Raw genomic sequence first — 24,268 nt, 5'->3', positions numbered from 1 at the left:
AATATTTAGTAGGCCACGGAAGGGAAGAAGACCAGGATGATGAGAATTTCAATTACTTCTTACAAGACGGATTTTACGGACCAGGAATTAAAACAATTAAGCCAGCTTGGGGTGGATTGCATTGATTTTGGCGGCGGCAACGCCTTTCCGGGTGTAAAGGAGCAGGGGTATCCGGATCTCGACGCCATACTGGCCTTAAGAAAAAGGCTCCGTTCATTTGGCTTGGATGTTAATCGAGTGACCTTGCCCGACATTACCAAGAAATTTATGAATAATGAACCAGGCAGTGAAAGGGAAGTCGAAAATTCAATCCAGGCGATAAAAGCATTTGGCGAGGCGGGAATTACCTTAGCGAGGCAAAGGTTTGAAGGCGACACTTTTCCGAACTCAACAATAAAGTATCGCGCTCTGCAAAGAGGGGGAGCTATTGCCCGCGGAGAGAGTATTTCTTTTACAGAAGAAAAGCTTCCATACACTACGCTGGAGAACTATGAGAAAATGCTGGACCGTTTCTGTGACGCCTACAAGCAACTGGTTCCTGCAGCCGAGGCCAGCAACGTCTTGCTGGGCATGCATCCTTCCGATGTTCCGCACCCGGGAACACTTTTTGGCGGGCTTGGCTATCACAGAATTATTGACCTGTTCCCAAGCAAAAATGTCGGTTATGTCTACTGCGTAGGGACTAGGGCAGAGGAAGGCGGCAGCTCGCTAGTGCTGGATGAAGTTAGTAACTACGGAAGGAAAGGCAAGATATTTCTTGTGCATTTAAGAAATGTCAGAGGAAGTCTGGCAACCACGCGAGCCTTTGAAGAAACCTTATTGGACGACGGGGATATCAATATATTCAAGCTGTTGCTCGAACTGGACAAAGTGGGATACGACGGCTGCCTGAATCCTGACCATGTCCCGATTCTCGAAGGCGCTGAGCCAGATATTCATCCCAGCTGGCCTAATACTTGTATCAAATGGAACTACAACAATGTCGGCTACGCCTATTCGATAGGTTATATCAGGGCTCTGCTGAACGCATTGACAGAATACCGGGGCAAATAGATCGCCTTGACAGGCCAAATCCATCGATTTAAGAGGAGGTATTGCAATTGAGTTCTGAAAGCGTCGAATACGCCAATCAAAATGGCCCCGCTCCGAATGTGCCTGCACCGCGCAGAAGCAATGTCCGTTATTTGATCCTGGCGATGCTGTTTATTGTAACGGTCGTGAACTATATAGACCGCTCGGCGTTAGGAGTTGCGGCCCCGCTGCTGCAGGAGAGTCTGCTTATCGACTCCGTGAAGTTGGGTCTGGTCTTCTCTGCCTTTAACTGGGCCTATACCATATTTAATATTCCCGGTGGCTGGCTTCTCGACAGATTTGGTGCCAAGAGAGTCTACGGGATAGGTCTGCTGCTGTGGTCCGCATTTACGATGTACCAGGGCTTCGTCAGCACGATCGTGGCGTTGTTTATATTACGGTTTTTGGTCGGACTCTGCGAAGCCCCGTCATTTCCCGGCAACAGCCGATTGACCACGATGTGGTTCCCGCAGGATGAGCGCGGCAGAGCGGTATCTATCTACAACTCGGCGCAATATTTCGGTTTGGCCCTTTTTACGCCGGTAATGGCCTGGATCTCGGAACGCTTCGGTTACGAATATGTTTTCTATTTAGCCGGTGGACTTGGCATTATTATAGCGATTCTCTGGTTTATATTTATCCATGAACCTTCCAAGCATCCCTATGTCAATCAGGCGGAGATCGACTATATTAATGCCGGCGGCGGGTTGACGGACGCGGATTCCAAGAAGGTAAAGGTGAAGTGGAGTCATATCAAACTGCTGCTGACAAACCGCCAGTTGATTGGAATTTACATTGGTCAATATGCCTTAAATACTATCGTCTGGTTCTTCCTGACCTGGTTCCCGTCCTATCTGGTCAAAGAGAAGGGAATGTCCTTGATCCAGACCGGATTTGCCGCCTCAGTGCCTTATTTGGGAGCTTTTGTTGGCGGAATTCTCGGCGGAATTCTTTCCGATCTGCTTCTGAAAAGAGGGAAATCGCTTGCTGTGGCCCGTAAGGTCCCGATCGTTATCGGCTTCCTGTTGTCCAGCACGATCGTCTTAGCCAATTTTACGCAAAATCACTTCCTGGTCATTATGGTTATGGGCATCGCGTTTTTTGCCAAGGGCATGGCCGGTCTTACCTGGTCCCTCGTTGGGGATATGGCTCCCAAAGAGCTTATCGGCCTGAGCGCGGGTATCTTTAATACCATCGGGAATACGGCGGGGATTGTGACTCCGATCGTGGTCGGCTATATTATCGCCCAGACGAATTCTTACAGCGGGGCATTAACCTTTGTTGGCGCCGTCCTGTTAGTTGGTGCATTGTCTTATATCTTTATTGTTAATAACCCGCAGCGGATCGAGCTGCCCGAAGAAAGATAGAAGTACAATAAATTCAATTTGGAAGGGGAGTAAAGGAATGAAAGTTGGTTTTATTGGATTGGGAATTATGGGCAAGCCGATGGCAAAAAACATCCTGAATGCAGGTTATGAGCTCACGGTATTTGATATCCATGAGAAGAACATGGAGGAACTGGTGAAGTTGGGGGCGAAAAAAGCGTCGGACGGCAAGAAGACAGCGGAACAGTCGGACGTAATTATTACGATGTTGCCCAATTCGCCCAATGTTGAAAATGCTTTATTTTCTAAAAACGGCATAGCAGAAGGTTTGTCTAAGGATAAAGCTGTCATTGATATGAGTTCCATATCTCCCGTTGCAAGTCGGGAATTTTCACAGCAATTAGCAGAGCTGGGCGTTGAGTTTTTGGATGCGCCTGTTTCCGGAGGAGAACCCAAGGCCATTGACGGAACAATAGCTGTTATGGTTGGCGGCAAAAAAGAGGTTTTCGATAAATATTATGATTTATTGATGTCTATGGCCGGATCGGTAACCTATGTCGGTGATGTAGGCGCAGGCAATATTACAAAGCTGGCCAATCAGATTATCGTTGCTTTGAATATCGCAGCAGTCAGTGAAGCGATGGCTTTGTCCAAGAAAGCTGGGGTAGATCCCCAACTGGTCTTTGAGGCGATCCGGGGAGGACTCGCCGGAAGTACGGTAATGAATGCGAAGGTCCCTATGATTTTATCGAGAAATTTCAACCCTGGATTTAGAATTGAGCTGCATATTAAAGATTTGCAAAACGCTCTGGATACCTCTCATTCCATCCATGCATCTCTTCCGTTAACCTCGCAAATTATGGAGATTCTACAGGCTCTTAAGGTGGATGGACATGAAAAGGACGACCATGCCAGCATCGCCAAGTATTACGAGAAAATAAACAATTTGACGATTGAATAGAGGTCTGTGCCCTGACTTCCTTATAAACGGATAGGAGAATAAAATGCTTAATACTGACCCGATCAAAGGAATCATTGTTCCGATTGTCACCCCGGTAGACAAAGACGAGAGACTGGATGAAACCAGGCTGCGTTTTATGGTGGACCATGTCATAGAAGGAGGTGTCCACGGTATCCTTGCTTTTGGGAGCAACGGGGAGTTTTATATGTTTGAGGAGAATGAACTTCAGCGGGGATTGGAAGTGATCCTGGAGCAGTCACATGAGCTTGTCCCGGTATTTTTCGGAATCGGAGCGATCCGTACCCGAAATGCAGTGCGCCTGGCCAAAATGGCTGAAGCTACGGGAGCCGATGGAGTCTCCATTCTGCCGCCGATGTTTATCAAACCTAGCTCCGAAGAACTGTTTATTCATTTTAAGACCGTCGCGGAGGCAATCCCCGATACGCCGGTACTGCTCTATAATAATCCCGGAAGAATCGGCTACTCCATGTCCGCTGATCTGGTAGAGAGTTTAGCGCGTAATGTGGAGAACATTGTGGGAATCAAAGATTCAAGCGGTGATTTTACCCTATTAAGCGAGTATATCAGGCGGACCCGAGATATCGGCTTTAAAGTTCTGGCTGGCAAGGATACGTTAGTATATGCCGGGTTATGTACGGGAACCGTAGGAAGTGTCTGTTCGACGGCGAATATGTTTGCTCCGCTTGTAACGTCGATATATACCAAATTCGTTGCAGGGGACTTGGAGGGCGCCTTGGAGGCGCAATTCAGGTTAAATCCGGTAAGGATATCCCAGGACAAAGCGGGCTTCCCGGCTGCGACCAAGGACATGGCGAATATACTTGGGCTGGATGTCGGTAATCCAGTCAAACCGAGTCTGCGAAGTGAGGACGGATTGCTGGATTATATGAAGAAATACATGCAGGAAGCAGAACTGCTTGATTAATCATGCTTCCTCAGACTAAATTTATGCATGATCAAAACCCAAAGAGATGGCCTCTGTTTTATGAGAAGCCATCTCTGTTTTGCGTTTCAGGCTGGTCTGGCAAAGCAGGAAGTGGATGAGGAAAATCTTGTCCATGTTTCTCAGGTTTCACCCTGTAGCGTTTTGGGCTCGTACCGTAGTATGCGCTGAAATGTCTTGTAAACGGATGGATAGACACATATCCTAGCCTTTCAGCAATGGAGGTTATGCTCAATTCGCTCTCAATGAGCAGCTGGGATGCTCGCTGCATACGCAGTTTATGGTGATAAGCTCTTGGTGTCATCCCGGTCTCACGGAGAAACAGCTCATGGAAATAAGTGCGTTTGAGTCCGCAGAACAAGGCCCAGGCTTCCACCGATCCTCTCTGATCCGGATGCTTATTCAAATGTGATAGCAGACGGATAATCCGATAATCAGAAAGTTGATAGGAATGAAGCGCACTATACCAGTTCAATATCCAGGCATAGAGCAGGCTGTTTGCCGCTTCATTTGAATAGTAACGGGATGCGCTGAAGGTGTTCACAACCGTGGTGAACAGGTCAAGAAGCATAGGATAGGACTGCAATGAGAACACGCTAGGCAGTTGATCCAGTTCGCTGCACGGGAGAACTGACGAGAGAAGGCTCTCATGCAGCCGTTCAGGCGCATAAGCAAACGAGCGGTTTAAAGAACGCGGCTGAGTTGTATCCCACAGATCAAAATAAATATTGTAGGAAGATAAGGGATGATCCGAGGAAATATGAAAGGCATGTTTTTGACCTGGACGGAGAAACACCAGGGTCTGCTTATCTATCGGATAAATCAGCCCGTCGACTTCCATCTTTCCCGGCCCGTCTGTGAACAAATGAAAGGCGAATACGCTGCAGGAGCGAAGCCGTTCATTGGAACTGCCATCATATAAATAAGTCATCACATCGCCTACATAAGGAGTCAGCTCTTTTAATGATTTCAATGGTAATATCCCCTTTGATCCTATTACGAAGATTAGCGGATAATTTATCAAATTAATGAATGGTTGTGCAAATACAATAGATCATACCAATGATACTCTATAAATAATATTTGCAACAAGAACAAGGCTTGGAATAGCGGATGAAATATCAAATAAAAACAGATTTTCGATAAAAAATGGATTCAGGAGAGTTAAAAGCGATGATGAATGAATGTAAGTTATGGTACGATCATCCGGCTGCCCATTGGTCGCAAGGATTACCGATAGGCAATGGAAGAATCGGAGCGGTTATTTGTGGCGGAATCGAGCGGGAAAGCTGGAGCATGACCGAGGTTACATATTGGTCAGGTCGCCCGGAGCGGGTTGTATCTGCTTTTAAAGGGAAGGCCGATTTAGAGAGAATACGGCAGCATTTCTTCTCCGGAAATTTTGCCGAAGGAGATCGGCTGGCGAAGGAGCTGCTGCAGCCGCAGAAACCTAACTTTGGAACGAATTTGCCGCTGTGTGAATTGAAATTTGCTTATAAGGCTACCGGAACGGTGACCGACTTTATCCGGGAACTGCTGCTTGATCAAGCCATTTCAAGAGTCTCTTATCAGCTCGATGGGGCAGTAGTGAATCGTGAAGTATTCGCGACGCAAGCTGGCGATATTGTTGCATCTCGAATATGGGCGGATCGTCCAGGCATGGTATCCTTCACACTTGGTATAGAAGGCAGTACAGAAGCTTTTGAGATAGAAACTGCCAGTCAGACCCTCCATTTTAAGAGTTGTGCGCTGGAGAAGGTGCATAGTGACGGAACCTGTGGGGTACGCAGTCAAGGTCTTGTGCATGTCCAAGCTTCCGGTGGCGCAGTGTACAGTCATGCGGATAAGCTTGTTGTTTCCGATGCGGATGAAGCCTGGATTTATTTTGCTGTGGGTACGGATTATCAAGCGGGGGATCGCTGGCATGAGATTCCTGAGCAGCGGTTGGAAACCGCACTTGTCAAAGGATATGACCAGCTCCGGGAGGAGCATGTTGCAGATTATCGCGGCCAGTACGACAAAGTAAAAATTCAATTGGGTTTATCGGAACAGGCGACTCTTCCCACGGATGAACGAATTCGTATGTTCAGAGAGGGGCAAGACCGAGATCCACAACTGTTTGCTTTATTTCTGCAATATGGACGTTATTTAACCATTTCGGGATCGCGTGCAAGTTCACCGCTGCCGATGCATTTGCAAGGCATTTGGAATGATGGTGAAGCTTGCCGTATGGGCTGGAGCTGTGATTACCATCTTGATATTAATACAGAGATGAATTATTTCCCGACGGAAGTAACGAATCTGGCCGAAAGCCATCTCCCTTTAATGCGGTATATCCAGAGCCTTGCACAAGCTGGGCGGACAACGGCAGAGGATTTTTACGGCTGCGAGGGCTGGGTGGCTCATGTATTCTCAAATGCTTGGGGGTTTACGGCTCCGGGTTGGGAGACATCCTGGGGGTTAAATGTAACGGGCGGACTTTGGATTGCCCGGCAAATGATTGAGCATTATGAATTTAATCAGGACATTCAATTTCTGAGGCAAGCGGCTTATCCTGTACTCAAGGATGCGGCAGCTTTCTTTCTGGATTACATGACAGTACATCCTGATTACGGTTGGCTGGTGACAGGGCCGTCGAATTCGCCGGAGAATCATTTCTATGGGGTGGACCGAAGCCAGGGAGTCCAGCAATTATCCATGGGCCCCACATTAGATCAGGCACTGGTCAGGGATTTGTTTACCTTCTGTCTGCAAGCGGCCGGATTGCTGCAGATAGATGATATGCTGCAGCAGCGTTGGAAGGAAGCTATAGCCAAGCTGCCGCCACTTCAGGTCGGCGGAAAGGGGCAGCTTCAGGAATGGCTTGAGGATTATGAAGAAGCCCAGCCTGAGCACCGCCATCTGTCACATCTGTATGCATTGTATCCAAGCAGCCAGATCACGCCGGAAGGAACGCCGGAATGGTCAAAAGCAGCCAGAGTCAGTTTAGAGAACCGAATGCTGCAGGATGAATTGGAGGATATTGAATTTACGGCAGCATTATTCGGTTTGAACTTCGCTCGTCTTCACGATGGAGAGAGGGCATACCATCATATCTCTCATTTAGTTGGAGAGTTATGCTTCGATAATCTGCTTACGTACTCCAAGCCAGGAATCGCTGGCGCAGAGTCCAATATTTTCGTCATTGACGGGAACTTTGGCGGTACGGCCGCTATTGCCGAGATGCTGCTGCAGAGTCATACGGGTGTTATTCACTTGCTTCCGGCTTTGCCACAGGCTTGGCAGACCGGCTCCGTACAGGGATTTCGCGCCATAGGAAATGTGGAGATCGATATGGCCTGGGAGAAGGGGCTGTTAACGGAAGCTGTGGTACGTACTTTTTCCACATCTCCCGTAGTTATCCGGTTCGGAGAATACCAAGTCAGACTTGACGCTGAGCCGGGTGGTTTGTACCGCCTGGATAGCCGTTTGAACCTGCAATAACTTAACGAATTAATAGTAGAGGACAACGTACAGTCGGGGAATTGGGCTGGGGTTGTTTTTTTTGAAGATATAGTAGAATCCTCTCAAATAATCCCTTGTTTTGGGGATGAAGTCTGGGAAATTTACTGTGATGCTAGAGAGCCGGAAGCTAAGATCATGGTTTATGGAGTATGGACGATGATGTGTGATGATTAGCAAACTAAGCTGGATACTTCGAAGTGGTTAAAAAAAGCTTCATGTAATTGCAAGTATTTGCAATCACGCATTAATAAGTAAGGAGCCTTACGCTAACGCGCCTTTTAGCGGGATAGTCGCTTTTAAGGAATGGTGGTCGGCCGAAAGGCTAGCTCTACGTGTTCTACGTATTCTACGTACGAAGAGCTAAGTTGGGAGATCTAAGTTCGGAGATCTAACGGAAATGTAGTCCGTTATAGGGCTAAAATCAATAGGATGCAGATTCTAACGGAACTGAGGTGCGTTATTTAGGCAAAAACCAAGGGAAAACCCTTGGTTTGGATCAAATAACGTCCCCTAGTTCCGTTAGAAATTTAAATAGCCTTATTTCATCGAAATAAGGGCTGTGATTTCCGTTAGCAGTATTTGGAGTTCAGCAAATTATGCGCAGAATCTTGGAAGGCGCAAAGGTTAGTGAAGTGCGGAAGCTGGGGCGCAAATGCAAAGTGTTGAAACTGCGCATTAGCTAAATTTGGAGATCTAACGGAAATGTAGTCCGTTATAGGGCTAAAATCAATAGGATGCAGATTCTAACGGAACTGAGGTGCGTTATTCAGGCAAGATCCAAGGAAAAACCCTTGTTTTGGATCAAATAACGTCCCCTAGTTCCGTTAGAAATTCAAATAGCCTTATTTCATCGAAATAAGGGCTGTGATTTCCGTTAGCATCATTTGGAGTTCAGCAAGTTAATGTGCAGAATCTTGGAAGGCGCAAAGGTTAGTGAAGTGCGGAAGCTGGGGCGCAACGGCTAGAGTAGAAGTGAAGTGCGGAAGCAGATGTGCAACGGTTAGAGTAGAAGTGAAGTGTGGAAGCAGATGTGCAACGGTTAGAGTAGAAGTGGAGTGTGAAAGCAGATGTGCAACGGTTAGAGTAGAAGTGAAGTGCGGAAGCTGGGGCGCAACGGCTAGAGTAAAAGTGGAGTGTGGAAGCAGATGTGCAACGATTAGAGTAGAAGTGAAGTGTGGAAGCAGAGGTACAAAGGTTAGAGTAGAAGTGAAGTGCGGAAGCTGGGGCGTAAAGGTTAGAGTAAAAGTGAAGTGTGGAAGCAGAGGCACAACGGCAAAGAAGTTGGAAACAGAGCACTAAGAGCTAAGCCGGAGAGCTAACGGAAGTGTAGGCCACTATAGAGCCGAAAATAATAGGTTGCAAATGCTAACGGCTGGGTCAGTCAAAAGTTCTTAGGTTCTGAGGTCTAAGAAGCCAGCGAATCCGCTGCCCTCCTTATGGGGAGAACCTAAGGTTACAGGTCATAGCCTAATTGGGCTGTCATTTTTCTGGGCTATGATTTTTCGAGATGAACTTTTGACTGACTAATATCTAACGTACCTGGCCGTCATAAATATAAAGTTGGTTGAAAGACTACGCCCTGCCGAATAACACACACTATTCGCTTAATCCGTACTAAATTTGATGCGACTAACTCTTAATGGCCCCCATCATGATCCCTTTAACAAAATATTTCTGAACGAACGGGTAGACGAGTATGATTGGCAGGGTAGCTACCATAGTTACAGCCATCCGGATGCTTTCGCTGGATACCGGCATTCGGGTATTGCTCTTAGCAAGCTGCTGTGCGTCTGACATCATACTTGCTGTCTGGAATTGATTCAGTATTTTAACCATAACCGCCTGCAATGTTTTAAGCTCCGGCTTATAGGTGTAGATATATGAATCATACCAGGAATTCCAATGGCCGATGGCCAGAAACAAGCCAATGGTAGCCAGCACAGGGACACAGAGAGGCATAATAATCCGGAAGAAGATATGAAGATCGTTCGCACCGTCTATTTTGGCAGACTCTTCAATTTCACCGGGAAGCTGCTCTATGAAAGTTCTTACCAGAATCATCAAGAATACGCCGATTAGGCCCGGAAAGATGAACACCCAGAACGAGTCGATCAGTCCAAGCGATTTGATAATCATATAGGTTGGAATCAACCCTCCGCCAAAGTACATGGTAAAGACAAAAAATAAAGAGAAGAACCTCCAGCCTAGCAACTGCCGTTTGCTTAGAACATAAGCCAGCATGGAAATGCAAAAGATGGATATCGCCGTCCCTATGACAGTACGCAGTGCGGTAACCTTAATGGCACTCCATATTTCAGGATTTCGGAAAATAGTACGATAGCTGTCAAATGTGATCTCTCGCGGCCAGAAGTAAAGCCCACCTCGCAGGGTGTCGGTTGCATCGTTCAATGAGATAACGAGTATATTCCAGAACGGGTAAAAGGTCACGATAAAAATACCTGTCAGAAATAAGTATAAGGATGCATCAAAGATATATTCGGTTATGTTTTTTTTGCTCTTCACTTGGGGACCTCCTCGCTGACTAGAATAATGATTGACCATTCAACTTTTTGGCGGTGAAATTCACAATGCAGACGATGATAAAGGCCACGACTGAACTGAACATTCCAACTGCTGAGGCATAGGAGAACATGCCATTCTGAATCCCATACCTGAACGAATAAGTTGACAGGACATCGGAATAATCGCGGGTAAGCTCATTCCCCAACAGGAAATGCTGGTCAAATCCTGCATTTAAAATACCGCCCAAAGCCAAAATCAGGAGGATCACGATCGTCGGCTTTAAGTGAGGAAAGGTGATATAACGAATTTGCTGGAAGCGGTTGGCTCCATCCACCTTGGACGCCTCATACAGCTCGGGATTAATGGATGAAATAGCCGCCAAGTACATAATGGAACTATAGCCCATATCCTTCCAGGTGTTGCCAATAGCTACAATCCACCAGAAATATTTGCCGTTTTGTAAGAACAGGATACTTTCATTGGTAATATGAAGAAATTTAAGAATCGCATTGATGGCTCCATCGGATGACAGCAGGGTGACGATAATATTCGCTGCAATAACCCAGGAGATGAAATAGGGTAAGTAAGAAGCGGTTTGAACGGTTTTCTTAAAGGCGACATTTTTGATTTCATTAATGGCTATTGCAATAATAATCGGCATCGGAAAAGAGAAGCACAGGGTAATTAAAGTAGAGGCCAGCGTGTTGCGCATAACCTTGAGAAAGTCCCCGTTCGTGAAGAAATACCGGAACCATTCGAAGCCGACGAATTCACTATGGAACAGGGTCGTCCAGAAGCTCCCCAGATTAGGCTTGTAATTGACGAATGACATATAAAGGCCCGCCATAGGTGCATAGGCGAACAATATGGCCCAGATCAGCGCGGGAAGCATCATAAGGAACAAATATTTCTGTTCTTTGAAAATCGGCCAAAGCTTGGGCTTGCGCCTAGGAATCTCTATCCCAATTCCATCTCGTGTATTTATGTTTGATTGCATGTGTTACACCTCGCTGTTCATGTTATACCCAAATTATAAGTGGCCCAAAAAATGAATGTCGATATGACAATGTTCCGAATGATGCTTGAAAATAACTTTCATTCTGAAAGGGGATTCAGAAATTTCCCGATACCACGTTATAATGCAATTGAAGAATACTAGGTGAGGGGTGGGCATCATGTATAGCATTTTTCTAGTAGATGATGAAGAAATCGAATTAGAAATGATGCGTGATATCATAGGTTGGGAAGATATGGGGATCTATGTTGCGGGGACTGCCATCAATGGCAAGGATGCGATGGAGAAGATTGAAGTCATTCAACCTGATATTGTACTTACAGATGTTCAAATGCCTATCATGAACGGGATTGATCTGGCCAAACAAATTATCAAGCAGTTTGATTGGATGACGATCGTATTTTTGACGGGACATGATGAATTTAATTATGTGAAGTCTGCTTTGAATGTGGGAGCCGTAGGTTATTTGCTGAAACCGCTTGATCTTGAAGAGATCGCCGATGTTATGGATCGCGTGAAGGAAAAGTGCGAAGAAGTTCGATTTAAGAATAAGTCCATTCAGGTAACCAAATCGAATATTTTAAAAGAATTGATCTATGAGAAGCAGCCGCAGCGCAAGCAGAAGCTGGTTGATAGCTTTCAGCATCTGGACCGCAGGAAGGATGTGCTTGGATATACGGTAGTACTGGCTCAGTTTGATAATCATGCTTGGGAGCAGGAGAGCTCTGCGGAGGATGCTTTAAGTCAGCTGCGAGCATATACGGACGAGTTTTGCAGAGAGCATCAGGTTCATTGGAATGATACCTCTCTTCGCGAAGGCGAAATGTGTATATTGGTGGATACAAGCCAGCCGGAAATCAACAGGAGCTTCTGGACCGAACTCGCCTGGGGCCTCCGGCAAAGCTTGCCTTTTACGGTGACACTGGCCGTATGTGAGAAAAAGGATGCCCTCATGAATATCCAAAGCTTGTATAATTACGCCAAAAAAGTAATGGATGAGTTGTTCTACTGCGGATATGGCAAAGTGATCTTTGCATCGGATATCGAGGTGAATTTCGATAGCAATCAGATGCCTCCTTTTCCGGAGCATGAAGTGTTTGAAGCTGTGCAGGCACTGGAGGAGGAGAAGGCTGTTGCGAAGCTGCGGGAGTATTTCTCCAGGCTGAAGCTGCTGCGAATCCGCAAGGAGTATATTTTTGATTGGGTGCTTGAATTGATTGATAAGCTGCAGCATGAAATTCGCAGCAGACATTCGGAGTCGCAAGGCTCGGCAGGACAACGCGCGGAACTGTTCCATTCCATCTACGACTGCCTGACGATCTATGAGGTCGAGGAGGTCGTTGTGCAGATCATAAAGCATACGATCGACATGATGAAAGATCGATTTACCGATAAAAATTTAAAATTGGTTCATCAGGTAAGCAGTATTATTCAGCAAAAATACTATGAGCCGCTTACGATTTCCAGCTTATCGGGGCAAGTCTATCTTTCGCCGAATTATTTGCGTTCTATCTTCAAGGAGAAAACCGGTGTAACCATTCATGAGTATTTAACAGGAATTCGCTTGGAGAAGGCAAAGGAAATGCTGAATGATCCATCGTTAAAGGTTCAGGATATTGCTATGAAAGTTGGCTACGAGAGTACTTCTTATTTTATTTCTTTATTTCTGAAAAGCCAGGGAGTCACGCCAAATGAATATCGAAAAAAACTATAGCAATCTGTCATTTATACAGCTGCTGGGGCGATTATCGAATGGAATCAAAAATCTGAGATTACGCTCGAAGTTCATTTTGATTTTTCTAATCTCGATCGTTCCTTTTTTCGGATTGATTTATTACTCGTACACCACTACCAGGGACCAGATTACCGAGCAGACCTATGCCAGCCTGAGCGGGACCCTGAATCAGATTAACAATAATATCGAGAATCGCCTCGACTACTACCATCAGTTATCCAACATATTGTATATGGACTCTCAATTGCGCAACTTTTTGTCCAATAATTACGAGAAAGCCTTCTATTATCTAGATGCCTTTGAATATATCAATCGTACCTTTTCTTCCATGCTGGCTATGAACACAAATGTGAAGGGCATTACGGTGTATACGAACAACAAAACGTTGTACTCGGATGGAGAGTATATCCGTTACATGGAGGAGCTTCCCGAAGAGGTTAAGAACCTGGCGCTTCAGGAAACCGGGGATACGATATATACCAGGACGGAGGCCAACACAATTACGCTGGCCCGTTCGCTCAGTTATTTCAGCCTGATGCATCCTTACGGAGTGCTGGTGATCCAGATTCATGATGTCGAGCTGTTCTCGCTTATTGAGAAGGAGAATATGAACAAAAGCGTCTATATCATTGATGAAAAAGGGGATGTTGTAACCTCGGTGGATCAGGATATGAAGTATAGCCGCCTCTATGATACTTTTCCGATCGAAGAAGAGCTGCAATCGAATTTTGGAAAGTTTGATAAGATGGTGAATGGCGAGGAACGTTTTTTTACATACAAGCAGCTAAGCAATGGCTGGAAGACGGTGATTACGGTCCCCTATCACGAGCTTCTAGAAAATACAAACCGGGCTACGACGCGGATTATTTGGATCTCAGCCATCGCTTTTATAGCTTCGATGCTCTTGATCTATTTAACGACGAAAGTTATTACGAAACGGATAGAGAGACTGCTGAGCCAAATTCGCAAGGTGGAACGCGGTGATTTTCAGGTATCGGTGAAGCCGATGGGACATGATGAAATCGGACAGCTCTCCTTTGCCTTCAATAAAATGGCCTCAAAAATCGAGAATTTAATCGAAGATGTCTATGTCAAGGAAATTTCCATGAAAGAGGCAGAGCTTAATACGCTTCAAGCGCAGATTAATCCCCATTTTTTGTACAATACTTTGGCCTCGATTTCTTCATTGGCGTTGAAGGAGGGGGGGACCCAGGTCTACAAAATGGTGAGCTATCTGGCGAAATATTATCGGGTGTCGTTGAATAAAGGCAAACGAATTATACTTATTCATCAAGAAATCGAGCTTGTGAAAAACTATATTTCGATTCAGGAGATACGTTTTCGGGGAATGCTGCATATGCATTATGACCTGGATGAACAACTCTTTAAATATAAGACAATCAAACTGATCCTTCAGCCATTTATCGAGAATTGCATTCATCATGCAATATGTGACGAGTCGGGGATTAATATCATTGTTAAGGTCTATTCCGATGGGAATGACATTGTATTTCAAATTATCGATGATGGTGCAGGGATGAGCTCAAGGCATGTGGAGGAAGCCTTCCAAAAAGCAAATAATCTTTCCGGTTATGGCATTAAAAATGTAAATGACCGTCTTCAGCTAACCTATGGAGAACGTTACGGGGTCAGCATATTTAGCCGTATCGGGATTGGGACGACCGTGACGCTGCGGATTCCCAAAAGTCATTGCTAACGAGACTATAAAAGATAAAGCCTATTTTCTTCACGAGTAAGAGAATAGGCCATTTTTATGGCAGAATATGAAAGACATTTTCCACTATGAATTATAACATTGCGTTATAGATTCTCATACTGGACCTTCTTACAATTAACTTGACAATAGATATTCGTCCAATCAACTCATGAGAGGGGTTAAGGTATGAAGAAGTTAAAGGTAGTTCTGGCTGCAACAATAGTGTTGGGCCTGCTGGCCGGCTGCGGTGCCAAACCGGCTTCAAATGGAACCTCAACAGGAAGTAACGCAAATGCAGTAGACGATACTTCACCGATTAAGCTAACGTGGTTTGATAAAAACACAGGGGATGCCTTCGACAATCCGGTTGCGAAAGCGATTATAGAGAAAACGGGAGTAACAGTGGAGATACAACAGCCCACAGGAAATCCTCTTGAAAAGCTAAACTTAATGCTGGCAAGCAATGATCTGCCGGATGTGCTGCTCATAGACCGCGGCAGTGACATCATGAATAAGTATATAGCTTCCGGAGCGGTTATTCCGCTGAATGATCTGATCGATCAATATGCTCCGAATATAACGAAGATGTACGGTGATACCTTGAAGAAGACCAGAAGCGAGGACGGGAAAAATTATTACCTTGCCAACTGGTACGGACTGGAGCAGTATCCGGTATTCGGTTTCCTTATGCGCATGGATATTCTGAAAGAGCTGGGAGTAGGGGACAAAGTGAACAACGGCGAGCCCTTCACTGCGCAGGAGTTCGAGGATTTGCTTGTGAAGTTTAAGGAGAATTATCCTACGATCGACGGCAAGCCTTCTATCCCGATGACCTTGAACGGCGAGGACATAGGCAGTGTACAGTGGACGTTCAAGGGAATGTTCGGCTTAAAGCCATTTTATGAAGTTGACGGCGAGTTGAAAAAAGATATACGCGATCCTCGCTATCTTGAGATGATGCAGTTCATCAATTCCTTATACAATAAAGGATTGATAGATAAAGAGTGGGCTACGCTCAAGACGAAGCAATACGAACAGAAAATTGCGGCCGGAAATGTATTTGCTACTGCAAACGCTTCCTGGAACGTAGGATCACCAAATACTTTGCTGAAGGCGGATGCGCCTGAAGGGGCAAATGCTGAAGAACGACAATTGTACCAGTATAAAGTGCTTGGCCCTGGAGTCTCCGCGGATCAGACCACATACGGACCCAAGAGTTCTCTGGGCTGGGATGGCGTCATGATCTCGAAGACCAATAAAGACCCGGTACGTACAATTAAAATGCTGGATTTCCTGGCCAGTGAAGAAGGCCAATATTTGCTAATGTGGGGAGTGGAAGGCGAGCATTGGGATATGAAGGACGGTAAACATGTGCCGCGCCAAGAGGTATTGGATGCATTCACGAAGGACTGGGATGAAGCCTCCAAGTCGACAGGCATTCGCAAGTGGACCTGGGTGATTAAGAACGGTCCGGGATCGGATGGCACGCCTTATGATCTGATTGGTCGCTATAAGTCCGATCCCACGACAGATTTAGCCATTAAGAACCTTGCCGATACATCGTATGATACCGCGCCTTATGATAACCTGGGTCCTGCCGGAGGGACACCTGAAGCGATTATGGATCAAAAGGTCAATGAGACGATTAATAAATACTACTTAAAAATGGCCCTGGCCCCGTCCGAAGATCAGGTTGTTGAATTATACAACACGATGATGAAGGAAGTTGAAGCCGCAGGTCTCAGCAAGCTGGAGAAAGTATATAACGAGAACTATCAGTCCCGTTTGGAATTGTGGAAATAAGCGGATGAAGCAGGTGAAGACATTGGCTATTAAATATCATGAACAACATCGCATCTTTGCGATTCAGACGCTGCAAAGCTCCTATGTATTTGCGTTGAACGATCGGGGAAGGCTCCAGCACCTTTACTGGGGCTCTCCCGTAGATCTTGCAGATTGTATCCCTTTGCTGGGAACCTGGTCGCATAGCTCTTTTGATGCAGAAGTTGAGAGAGAACGGGAAGAGTATAGCTTCTGGGGGAACCTGGTGTATACCGAGCCGTCGCTTAAGGCGACGATGCCGGACGGCGTACGCGATCTTGTAATGAAATACAGTGAGCATCGGATAACCTTGCAGGAAGGGCAAGAGAAACTGGTCATTATATTGCGGGATGAATACTACCCGCTCGAGACGCAGTTATCATACACAGTAATTCCGGAACTGGATCTGATCGAACGTTCAGCCCAAATTGTAAATACCGGCGCCGAGAAAATGGTGTTGGAAAACGTCCAGTCGGCAGCCTGGTCGATACCCTATCTGCAGGATTATCGGATGACACATGTTACCGGCAAATGGTCCGGTGAATTCCAATTACGGGATACGGTGCTGTCGGAGGGAAAAAAAGTGCTTGAATCCCGCAGGGGATTTACGGATAGCCACGCCAATCCCTGGTTCGCAATCGATAATGGTCAAGCAACAGAAGCAACCGGGGAGGTATGGTTCGGCGCACTAGCATGGAGCGGCAACTGGAGGATTACAGCGGAGAAGACGGCGTTCAATCTGGTAAAAGTGACCGGCGGGATCAATGATTTTGACAGTGAATGGGTTCTCGGTGCAGGGGAGTCTTTCGAGACGCCAGTTTTTGTAGGAGGCTACACGGCGGATGGATTCGGAGAGATGAGCCGGCACTTGCATCAATACCAATACGATTATGTCATTCCTAGCCAGGTGCCGCGCAGGGTGCTCTACAATTCATGGGAAGCGACCTATTTCGATGTGAATGTGCAGGATCAGATGGCGCTCGCAGAGCGAGCCGCCCGCATGGGCGTAGAGCTGTTCGTTGTTGATGATGGTTGGTTTGGCGGACGAAATCATGACCGTGCAGGTCTGGGAGACTGGTTCGTGAATCCGGAGAAGTTCCCGAACGGCTTGAGCGAGCTGATTCGCAAAGTACAGGATCTGGGGATGGAGTTCGGCATCTGGGTTGAACCGGAAGCGGTGAATCCGGACAGCGACTTGTATCGTGAACACCCGGATTGGGTCTATCATTTCCCGACACGAGGACGAACAGAACTGCGGAATCAATTGCTGCTTAATATCTCCAAACCCGAAGTAAAGCGCTACATCCTAGATTTTATGGCTCAGCTTCTCACTAACCATAATATTTCGTTTATGAAATGGGATATGAATCGGACGATTACAGAACCGGGCATGAAGGATCATCCGCTGAATCAGCAGAAGGAAGTATGGATTCGGCACGTGCGCGCGCTCTATGAGATTTGGGCAGAGCTTCGCGAGCGATTCCCGCAGGTGGCCTTTGAGACCTGCGCGGGCGGGGGCTCACGCATCGACTTAGGCATTCTTCGTTATGCGGACCAGGCCTGGCCAAGCGACAATACCGATGCTTTTGATCGCTTAAGTATTCAAGAGGGCTTCTCCTATGCTTATGCACCTAAGCTGATGACTTGTTGGGTAACTGAAGAGGTCAGCGGCATGAACAAGCGCATCACTTCTTTGAAGTACCGGTTCCACAGCGCGATGATGGGAACGCTTGGCATCGGTTCGAATCTGAACAGATGGAGCGACGGATTGATAGAGGAGTCCGCTGGCTACATTAAGCAATATAAGGAAATTCGTCCGTTGGTGCAATACGGCAAGCAGTATCGGCTCGATGAATGGAAGCGCCAAGGTGTTATGGCAGTACAATATATCGGCCAAGATGCAGCTGAGTCGGTCGTGTTCGCCTTCCTTCATTCACAGCATCTGGGCGAGCCACTTCCGCGCCTGCGGCTGCAAGGCTTGAATCCGCTCAAGACATATGTCATCGAGGGGCAGGATGGAGAATGGAGCGGCCGTGCGCTTATGAATATCGGGATAGACCTCCCATTGCGCGGAGATTTTGATAGTCTCTTATACCGGATTCGGGAACAATAAAATAAACCAAAGGGGAAGTTACCCCTTTCGCGTATTTCGATAAGCGGAAGGGGACTTCCCCATTATTTTTTTGAAGAGGCGGGAGAAATAGTAAGGGTCCTGAAATCCGAGCTGGATGCTGATCTCCTTCACGCTCTGCTCTGTCAGATCAAGATACTGGCAGGCCCGCTGAATCTTGAGCCGCAAATAGTAATCAATGGGCGAGTAGCCTGTCGTTTTTTTAAATACATGTGTATAGTGCGGGACGGACAACTTGGCTTGATCCGCTAATTCCTGCAAGGTAACATTCTTATCCAGATGCTCGGTCATGTACTGGAGCGATTCCTCCACATCGTGTTTTTTCTGCCGGTTCAAGGCCAGATGCGGATGTTGCAGATTGAAACGAATAAAAGCGGCAAGATGGCCTGCCAGTTGCGAGACATATATGATGCGGTCCAGTGAATATCCCTTCTGCAGCAGATTGTAACTATCCTGAAAAAGCTTAATGATTTGAGAGGAATGCTCCACTGATACGGGGGTTGGCGATGTATGCTCATCGATGCCTTCGAAATAATCCCCAACCTGCTCCCCCTTCATATGAAACCAATAAATAGTCCATGGGCGATCTTCAGAGGAGGCGTACTCATGAGGCGTATGGGCCGGGATGACGATCAGCGCCCCTTTTTGCATCGTTTGCTGTTTCTGTCCGGCCAGGCGAATCCATCCTTCCCCCTCGATACAATACAAGATGATATAAGACTCGCTTCCTGTCGGCCGCTCTCGATAGTGGTGCTGCGCATGCGGAAAGTACCCGATATCGGTGATATACAAAGGCCGAATCAGAGGGTGAGCCGCGTAGGCCTCAAGGATATGGTCCGGAAGAACAATGAGCAGTTGCGACATGAAACCGTCTTGTTTTTTGATTTTATCCATATGTTCAATATGCCGTTTCCGCAGGAGGTTGTCAAATAAAAGTAGGTGGGTAAATCATAAGATAGTCCATCAACTTCATTGGATCGTGAATGGTGTTTGCGGGTATTCCACCGTAAGATGAGGGTAACAACAGCCACCCTAATGGAGAAAGGATGAATCCTGTTGATGGAGCAGGCGGAAGTAAAAGTGTGGGAGGAAACATTAGATATTCCAACCTATGAAGTAGGAGAGCCGGACAAGAACCCGATGTTTCTGGAGAAGAGGGTCTATCAAGGCAGCTCCGGACGAGTCTATCCGCATCCGGTGATCGATAAAATCTATGATGAGAAGGTCATGAAGCCGTATCAGGTTATATTTCTGGAGAATGAATATTTGCAGATTCAAATCATGCCGCAAATCGGGGGACGGATATACCGTGCGGTCGATAAGACGAACAACTATGACTTTGTATACTATAACCAAGTGATTAAACCCGCGTTGGTTGGCCTCATAGGGCCTTGGATTTCCGGCGGAATCGAGTTTAATTGGCCGCAGCATCACCGCCCGAACACATTTGGTCCTGTCGAGTATCATATCGCCGCGAATGCGGACGGGAGCAAGACGGTGTGGGTAGGAGAAATCGACCGGATGTACGGCACAAAAGTGACGACGGGGTTCACTCTATATCCGGGCAAAGCTTATCTGGAGATCCACGCCCAGATGTATAACCGCACTTCTGAACCGCAGACCTTTCTGTGGTGGGCGAACCCGGCCGTCGCCGTGCACGATCAGACGCAATCTGTATTTCCTCCGGATGTGCATGCTGTATTTGACCATGGAAAAAGGGATGTATCCAAATTCCCGATCGCAACCGGGACCTACTATAAGATGGATTACTCGGAGGGCGTTGATATTTCGAGGTACCGCAATATTCCTGTGCCGACTTCCTATATGGCCTATCATTCGGATTTCAACTTTGTAGGCGGTTATGACCATGCCAAGCAGGCGGGCATCCTCCATATTGCCAATAAGCATATCTCGCCCGGGAAGAAGCAGTGGACCTGGGGGAACGGAGAGTTCGGACGAGCATGGGATCGCAATCTGACAGACGAAGATGGTCCGTACATTGAATTGATGACAGGGGTTTACACCGATAATCAGCCGGATTTCACCTGGCTGCAGCCTTACGAGGAGAAGAGCTTCAAGCAGTATTTTATGCCATATAAGCAGGTCGGCATGGTGAAGAACGCTTCTGTTGATGCTGCCGTAAACCTCGAAGTGAGCGGAAGACAAGCGACGATTCATGTCTATGCGACATCTGTCTTTGAGAATGCCCGGGTCATTCTAAAGGGTGCCCGTGACACCTATCTTGATAAGCGGCTCACCCTGTCCCCGACAGATACGTATACGGCAACCCTTCAGCTCGCCAGTACGGATCAGGCAGCAGACCTGACAGTTACGGTACTGACTGCGGATGGCAGAGAGTTAATCTCGTATCAGCCTCAGTCGAAGAAGCTGGAGCGGATACCGGATCCTGCGAAGGCCATTGGCGCGCCGGAAGAATTAAAGAATACCGAAGCGCTTTATTTGGCAGGCCTCCATCTTGAACAATACCGTCATGCCACTTCTGAGCCTGATCCCTATTATTTAGAAGGATTGAAGCGCGACCCTCGGGATATCCGTCTGAACAATGCATATGGCCAGCTCTTATTGCGCAGAGGAATGCTGGAACAGAGCGAAGTGTATTTCAGAAGAGCGATTGAATCATTGACGCGTCATAATGCTCGTCCTTATGATGGCGAACCATTTTATAATCTGGGGAAAAGCTTGAAATGGCAAGGCAGATTGGACGAGGCTTATGCGATGTTCTACAAATCGGTCTGGTCTGCGGCCTGGCAGTCTAACGGATATTATTCGCTGGCTCAAATTGCGTGTGAGAAGCAGGAATATGAAGAAGCGCTTGGACTGATCGAGCGATCGTTGGATATGCAGCAGCGGAACTATAAAGCCCGCAATCTGAGAACAGCCATCCTGCGCAAGCTGGGCCGTGTGCCGGAAGCTATGCAGCTAGCCGGGGATACAATAAAGCTGGATCCGGTAGAATTCGGTTCCCGCAATGAGGTGATCCTCCTCTATGAGCTTTCGGGTGAACACGAAGAAGCAGCCCAGGCGAAGCAGCGATTGACGCGACTGATGCGCGACGATGTCCATAACTATCTGGCGCTCGCTCAGGACTATGCCGAGGCGGGAATGTATGCCGAAGCCTTGGAGGTATTAAGCCGTATTGAAGCGATCACAGCCGGGCGAGTGTACCCGATGGTTCATTATTATCAGGGTTATTATAGCAACAAAGGCAATGATACAGCTGCGCGTGATTCCTACTATCGCTTAGGCGCGCTTGCAAATCCGGCCTACTGCTTCCCGAATTCCCTGCAGGATGAGCTTGTCTTGCGGCAGGTATGTGCGACCCATCCTCTTGATTCGAGAGCACCTTATTATTTGGGGAATCTGCTGTATGACAAGAAACGCCATGGCGAAGCGATCGCTTGCTGGGAGACAGCGGTGAAGCTGGATGAATCGTTCGCGACTGCGCATCGCAATCTGGCTTTGGCTTACTACAATAAGAAGCATGATCCGGAAGCGGCGCTGCAAGAGCTTGAGAAGGCATTTGCCTTAAATCCTTCGGATGCCCGCGTCTTCTATGAGCTTGATCAGTTGTACAAGAAGCTTGCGTATTCATCTGAACAACGCTTGGCGAATTTGGAGCAGCACCAGGAACTTGTCCTGCTCCGCGATGACCTGTACCTGGAATATATTACGCTGCATAACTCTTTGCACCGCCATGAGGAAGCCATCTCACTTATCTTGAACCGGCATTTTCATCCGTGGGAAGGCGGCGAAGGCAAAGTGCCGGCGCAGTATGTGCTGGCGCATGTTGAATGCGCGAAGAAGCGGCTTCAGGAGGGCCAGGCTGAGGAAGCTATCGAGCATCTTCTGGCAGCAAAGCGGTATCCGCAGAACATTGGCGAAGGTAAGCTGGATGGGGCGCAGGAGAACAATATCCATTATTACTTAGGCCTTGCTTATCGTATGTTGGGGCTGCAAGAGCTGGCGGCGGAATACTTGACCGAGGCTTCGCAGGGTCTCGCCGAGCCGACTAGCGCAATGTACTATAATGACCAGCCGCCGCACATGATATTCTATCAGGGCGCTGCTCTGCGCGAGTTAGGGAATGAGAAGGCGGCGCGAGGCCGGTTCAATAAACTTGTAGACTATGGTGAGCAGCATATTTTTATCGATCAAAAAATTGATTATTTTGCTGTATCCCTACCGGACTTTCTCGTCTTCGATGAGGATTTGAATAAGAGGAACCGCATCCATTGCTTCTATATGATGGGGCTTGGCCATCTGGGTCTGGGTCAACAGGGCGAAGCTGTGCGGAATTTCCGGCAGGCGCTTGAGCTGGATCCTCATCATCAAGGCGTGGCCATTCATTTGCAGCTGGCTTTGGGAAGCTGTAATCCATAGATACCTTACAAGAACGCAGCCGTGAATGATACCGCGGCGCGTTCTTTGTTTTTTGCAGAAAGTTTAAGGGAAAAGGGGAGGATCGCATGTTCTTTTGGAAGCGGCAGCGGATAGAGGGATATGAGCGATGGACAGGGTTGAATTCCATGATGCAGATTACAATTGCCCCTGAGCTGGGAAGCAAAGTCATTTCGCTGAAGAATGTTAGGACCGGAAGGGAGTGGCTGGCCCAGCCTGATCAAGGTTATGGAAATGGCGGTTACGCCAGCTCCTTCGCAGCTAGTGACGGCAGCGGCTGGGACGAGATATTCCCTACCGTGAATGGCTGTAATTATCCGACGTTCCCTTGGCAGGGGGTAGAGCTGCCGGATCATGGTGAAGTGTGGTCGCTGCCTTGGCAGACTAGCGCACAGGATGGGAAGCTGAGGTGCGAGGTCCATGGAATAAGATTCCCTTATCATCTAAGCAAAACCTATTCTTTTACGGAAGAGGAACGCCTGCGGATCGATTATCGGGTTAGGAATCTCAGCCCATTTCCGTTCTCGTTCCTATGGGCGGCGCATCCGTTGTTTCGTGTCAAGGAAGGGATGGAGATGATTGTACCAAGTGAGTTAAATAAGATCGTGGTTTCCTATTCCCAAAATCGGCGTTTGGGGGAGATGGGGGATGCTCACTTTTGGCCCAATCCTTGTATGGATGCGGGGGAGATCAGATTGGATCGGATTGAATCAGAAGCGGCGAGAACAGCCGAGAAGTTTTATTTTCAGGGGGAGCTGCCGGAAGGGAGAGCAGCGCTGTACGACCCGGGAACAAAAGAGCGGCTGACGCTCCTGTTTCCAAAAGAGAAGGTTCCATATTTGTCGATCTGGGCGAACTATGGCGGCTACCGCAATCAGTATCATGTGGCGCTTGAGCCGGCAACCGGGTTCCTGGATGATCTGTCTTATGCAATGGAACACGGACAGGCTGCGATTATTAAAGAGCATGGCACTTACCACTGGTTTTTGGAAATCGAGATGTCTCTTGCAGACCAAGCGTAGAAATCGAGCGGATAAGATTAGTCATTTCCCGTTATAGATCGGAACATTGTTGTATAGAAG

General features: G+C 47.3%; 15 protein-coding genes. 11 read left to right on the top strand and 4 right to left on the bottom strand.

The features are described 5' to 3' along the window. Nucleotides 1–36 precede the first annotated feature (36 nt). The 4 genes from BN1360_RS03270 (at nt 37) to BN1360_RS03255 (ending at nt 4,303) form a co-directional block, all read left to right on the top strand. Nucleotides 37–1,053 carry a mannonate dehydratase gene (locus BN1360_RS03270; protein ID WP_068778471.1) on the top strand — a complete coding sequence of 339 codons (1,017 nt, stop codon included), beginning with the start codon at nt 37–39 and terminating at the stop codon, nt 1,051–1,053. A 143-nt stretch (nt 1,054–1,196) separates the two neighbouring features. Continuing rightward, nucleotides 1,197–2,438: an MFS transporter gene (locus BN1360_RS03265; protein WP_068778497.1), complete on the top strand. Its 1,242-nt coding sequence runs from the start codon at nt 1,197–1,199 to the stop codon at nt 2,436–2,438. A 37-nt stretch (nt 2,439–2,475) separates the two neighbouring features. Further along, nucleotides 2,476–3,357, top strand: coding sequence for a 2-hydroxy-3-oxopropionate reductase (gene garR / locus BN1360_RS03260; protein ID WP_068778470.1), 882 nt, complete (start codon nt 2,476–2,478; stop codon nt 3,355–3,357). 43 nt (nt 3,358–3,400) lie between these two features. Beyond that, entirely contained in the window at nt 3,401–4,303 is a 903-nt protein-coding gene (locus tag BN1360_RS03255) for a dihydrodipicolinate synthase family protein (protein WP_068778469.1), read from the top strand. Nucleotides 4,304–4,361: 58 nt separating this feature from the next. On the opposite strand, the gene BN1360_RS03250 is transcribed toward BN1360_RS03255, so the two are convergent. Then, nucleotides 4,362–5,294 (bottom strand): AraC family transcriptional regulator, encoded by a 933-nt coding sequence (locus BN1360_RS03250; protein WP_069188277.1) that lies wholly within the window; start codon nt 5,292–5,294, stop codon nt 4,362–4,364. A 200-nt stretch (nt 5,295–5,494) separates the two neighbouring features. Here BN1360_RS03250 and BN1360_RS03245 point away from each other — a divergent pair, with 200 nt between their 5' ends. Continuing rightward, a complete protein-coding gene (locus BN1360_RS03245; protein ID WP_324254236.1) occupies nt 5,495–7,804 on the top strand; it encodes a glycoside hydrolase family 95 protein in 2,310 nt (769 codons plus the stop codon). A gap of 1,650 nt (nt 7,805–9,454) precedes the next feature. On the opposite strand, the gene BN1360_RS03240 is transcribed toward BN1360_RS03245, so the two are convergent. Next, nucleotides 9,455–10,348 carry a carbohydrate ABC transporter permease gene (locus BN1360_RS03240; RefSeq protein WP_068778468.1) on the bottom strand — a complete coding sequence of 298 codons (894 nt, stop codon included), beginning with the start codon at nt 10,346–10,348 and terminating at the stop codon, nt 9,455–9,457. 19 nt (nt 10,349–10,367) lie between these two features. Then, entirely contained in the window at nt 10,368–11,345 is a 978-nt protein-coding gene (locus BN1360_RS03235) for an ABC transporter permease (protein ID WP_068778467.1), read from the bottom strand. Nucleotides 11,346–11,523: 178 nt separating this feature from the next. Between BN1360_RS03235 and BN1360_RS03230 the strand changes: the two genes are divergently transcribed. The 4 genes from BN1360_RS03230 to BN1360_RS03215 all read left to right on the top strand — a co-directional run bounded on the left by BN1360_RS03230 (nt 11,524) and on the right by BN1360_RS03215 (nt 18,749). Further along, nucleotides 11,524–13,077 (top strand): response regulator transcription factor, encoded by a 1,554-nt coding sequence (locus BN1360_RS03230; RefSeq protein WP_068778466.1) that lies wholly within the window; start codon nt 11,524–11,526, stop codon nt 13,075–13,077. Next, a complete protein-coding gene (locus BN1360_RS03225; protein ID WP_068778465.1) occupies nt 13,055–14,815 on the top strand; it encodes a cache domain-containing sensor histidine kinase in 1,761 nt (586 codons plus the stop codon). The genes BN1360_RS03230 and BN1360_RS03225 overlap by 23 nt, the downstream gene beginning before the upstream one ends. A 186-nt stretch (nt 14,816–15,001) precedes the next feature. Further along, on the top strand, nt 15,002–16,618 hold the full coding sequence (locus BN1360_RS03220; RefSeq protein ID WP_068778464.1) for an ABC transporter substrate-binding protein: 1,617 nt from the start codon (nt 15,002–15,004) through the stop codon (nt 16,616–16,618). 4 nt (nt 16,619–16,622) lie between these two features. Further along, complete coding sequence (locus BN1360_RS03215; protein ID WP_229520781.1) at nt 16,623–18,749, top strand: alpha-galactosidase; 2,127 nt, start codon at nt 16,623–16,625, stop codon at nt 18,747–18,749. 18 nt (nt 18,750–18,767) lie between these two features. Here BN1360_RS03215 and BN1360_RS03210 read toward each other — a convergent pair whose 3' ends face one another. Beyond that, the gene (locus tag BN1360_RS03210) at nt 18,768–19,661 is read right to left on the bottom strand and encodes an AraC family transcriptional regulator (RefSeq protein ID WP_068778463.1); all 894 of its coding nucleotides are present in this window, start codon (nt 19,659–19,661) and stop codon (nt 18,768–18,770) included. Between the two features lie 165 nt (nt 19,662–19,826). Between BN1360_RS03210 and BN1360_RS03205 the strand changes: the two genes are divergently transcribed. Next, on the top strand, nt 19,827–23,168 hold the full coding sequence (locus BN1360_RS03205) for a DUF5107 domain-containing protein (RefSeq protein ID WP_068778462.1): 3,342 nt from the start codon (nt 19,827–19,829) through the stop codon (nt 23,166–23,168). Nucleotides 23,169–23,254: 86 nt separating this feature from the next. Next, complete coding sequence (locus BN1360_RS03200) at nt 23,255–24,208, top strand: aldose epimerase family protein (RefSeq protein WP_068778461.1); 954 nt, start codon at nt 23,255–23,257, stop codon at nt 24,206–24,208. Nucleotides 24,209–24,268 lie beyond the last annotated feature (60 nt).

It is taken from the genome of Paenibacillus sp. GM2 (assembly GCF_900069005.2).
Classification (GTDB): Bacteria; Bacillota; Bacilli; order Paenibacillales; family Paenibacillaceae; genus Fontibacillus.
This window is presented reverse-complemented; position numbering and strand designations above follow the sequence as displayed.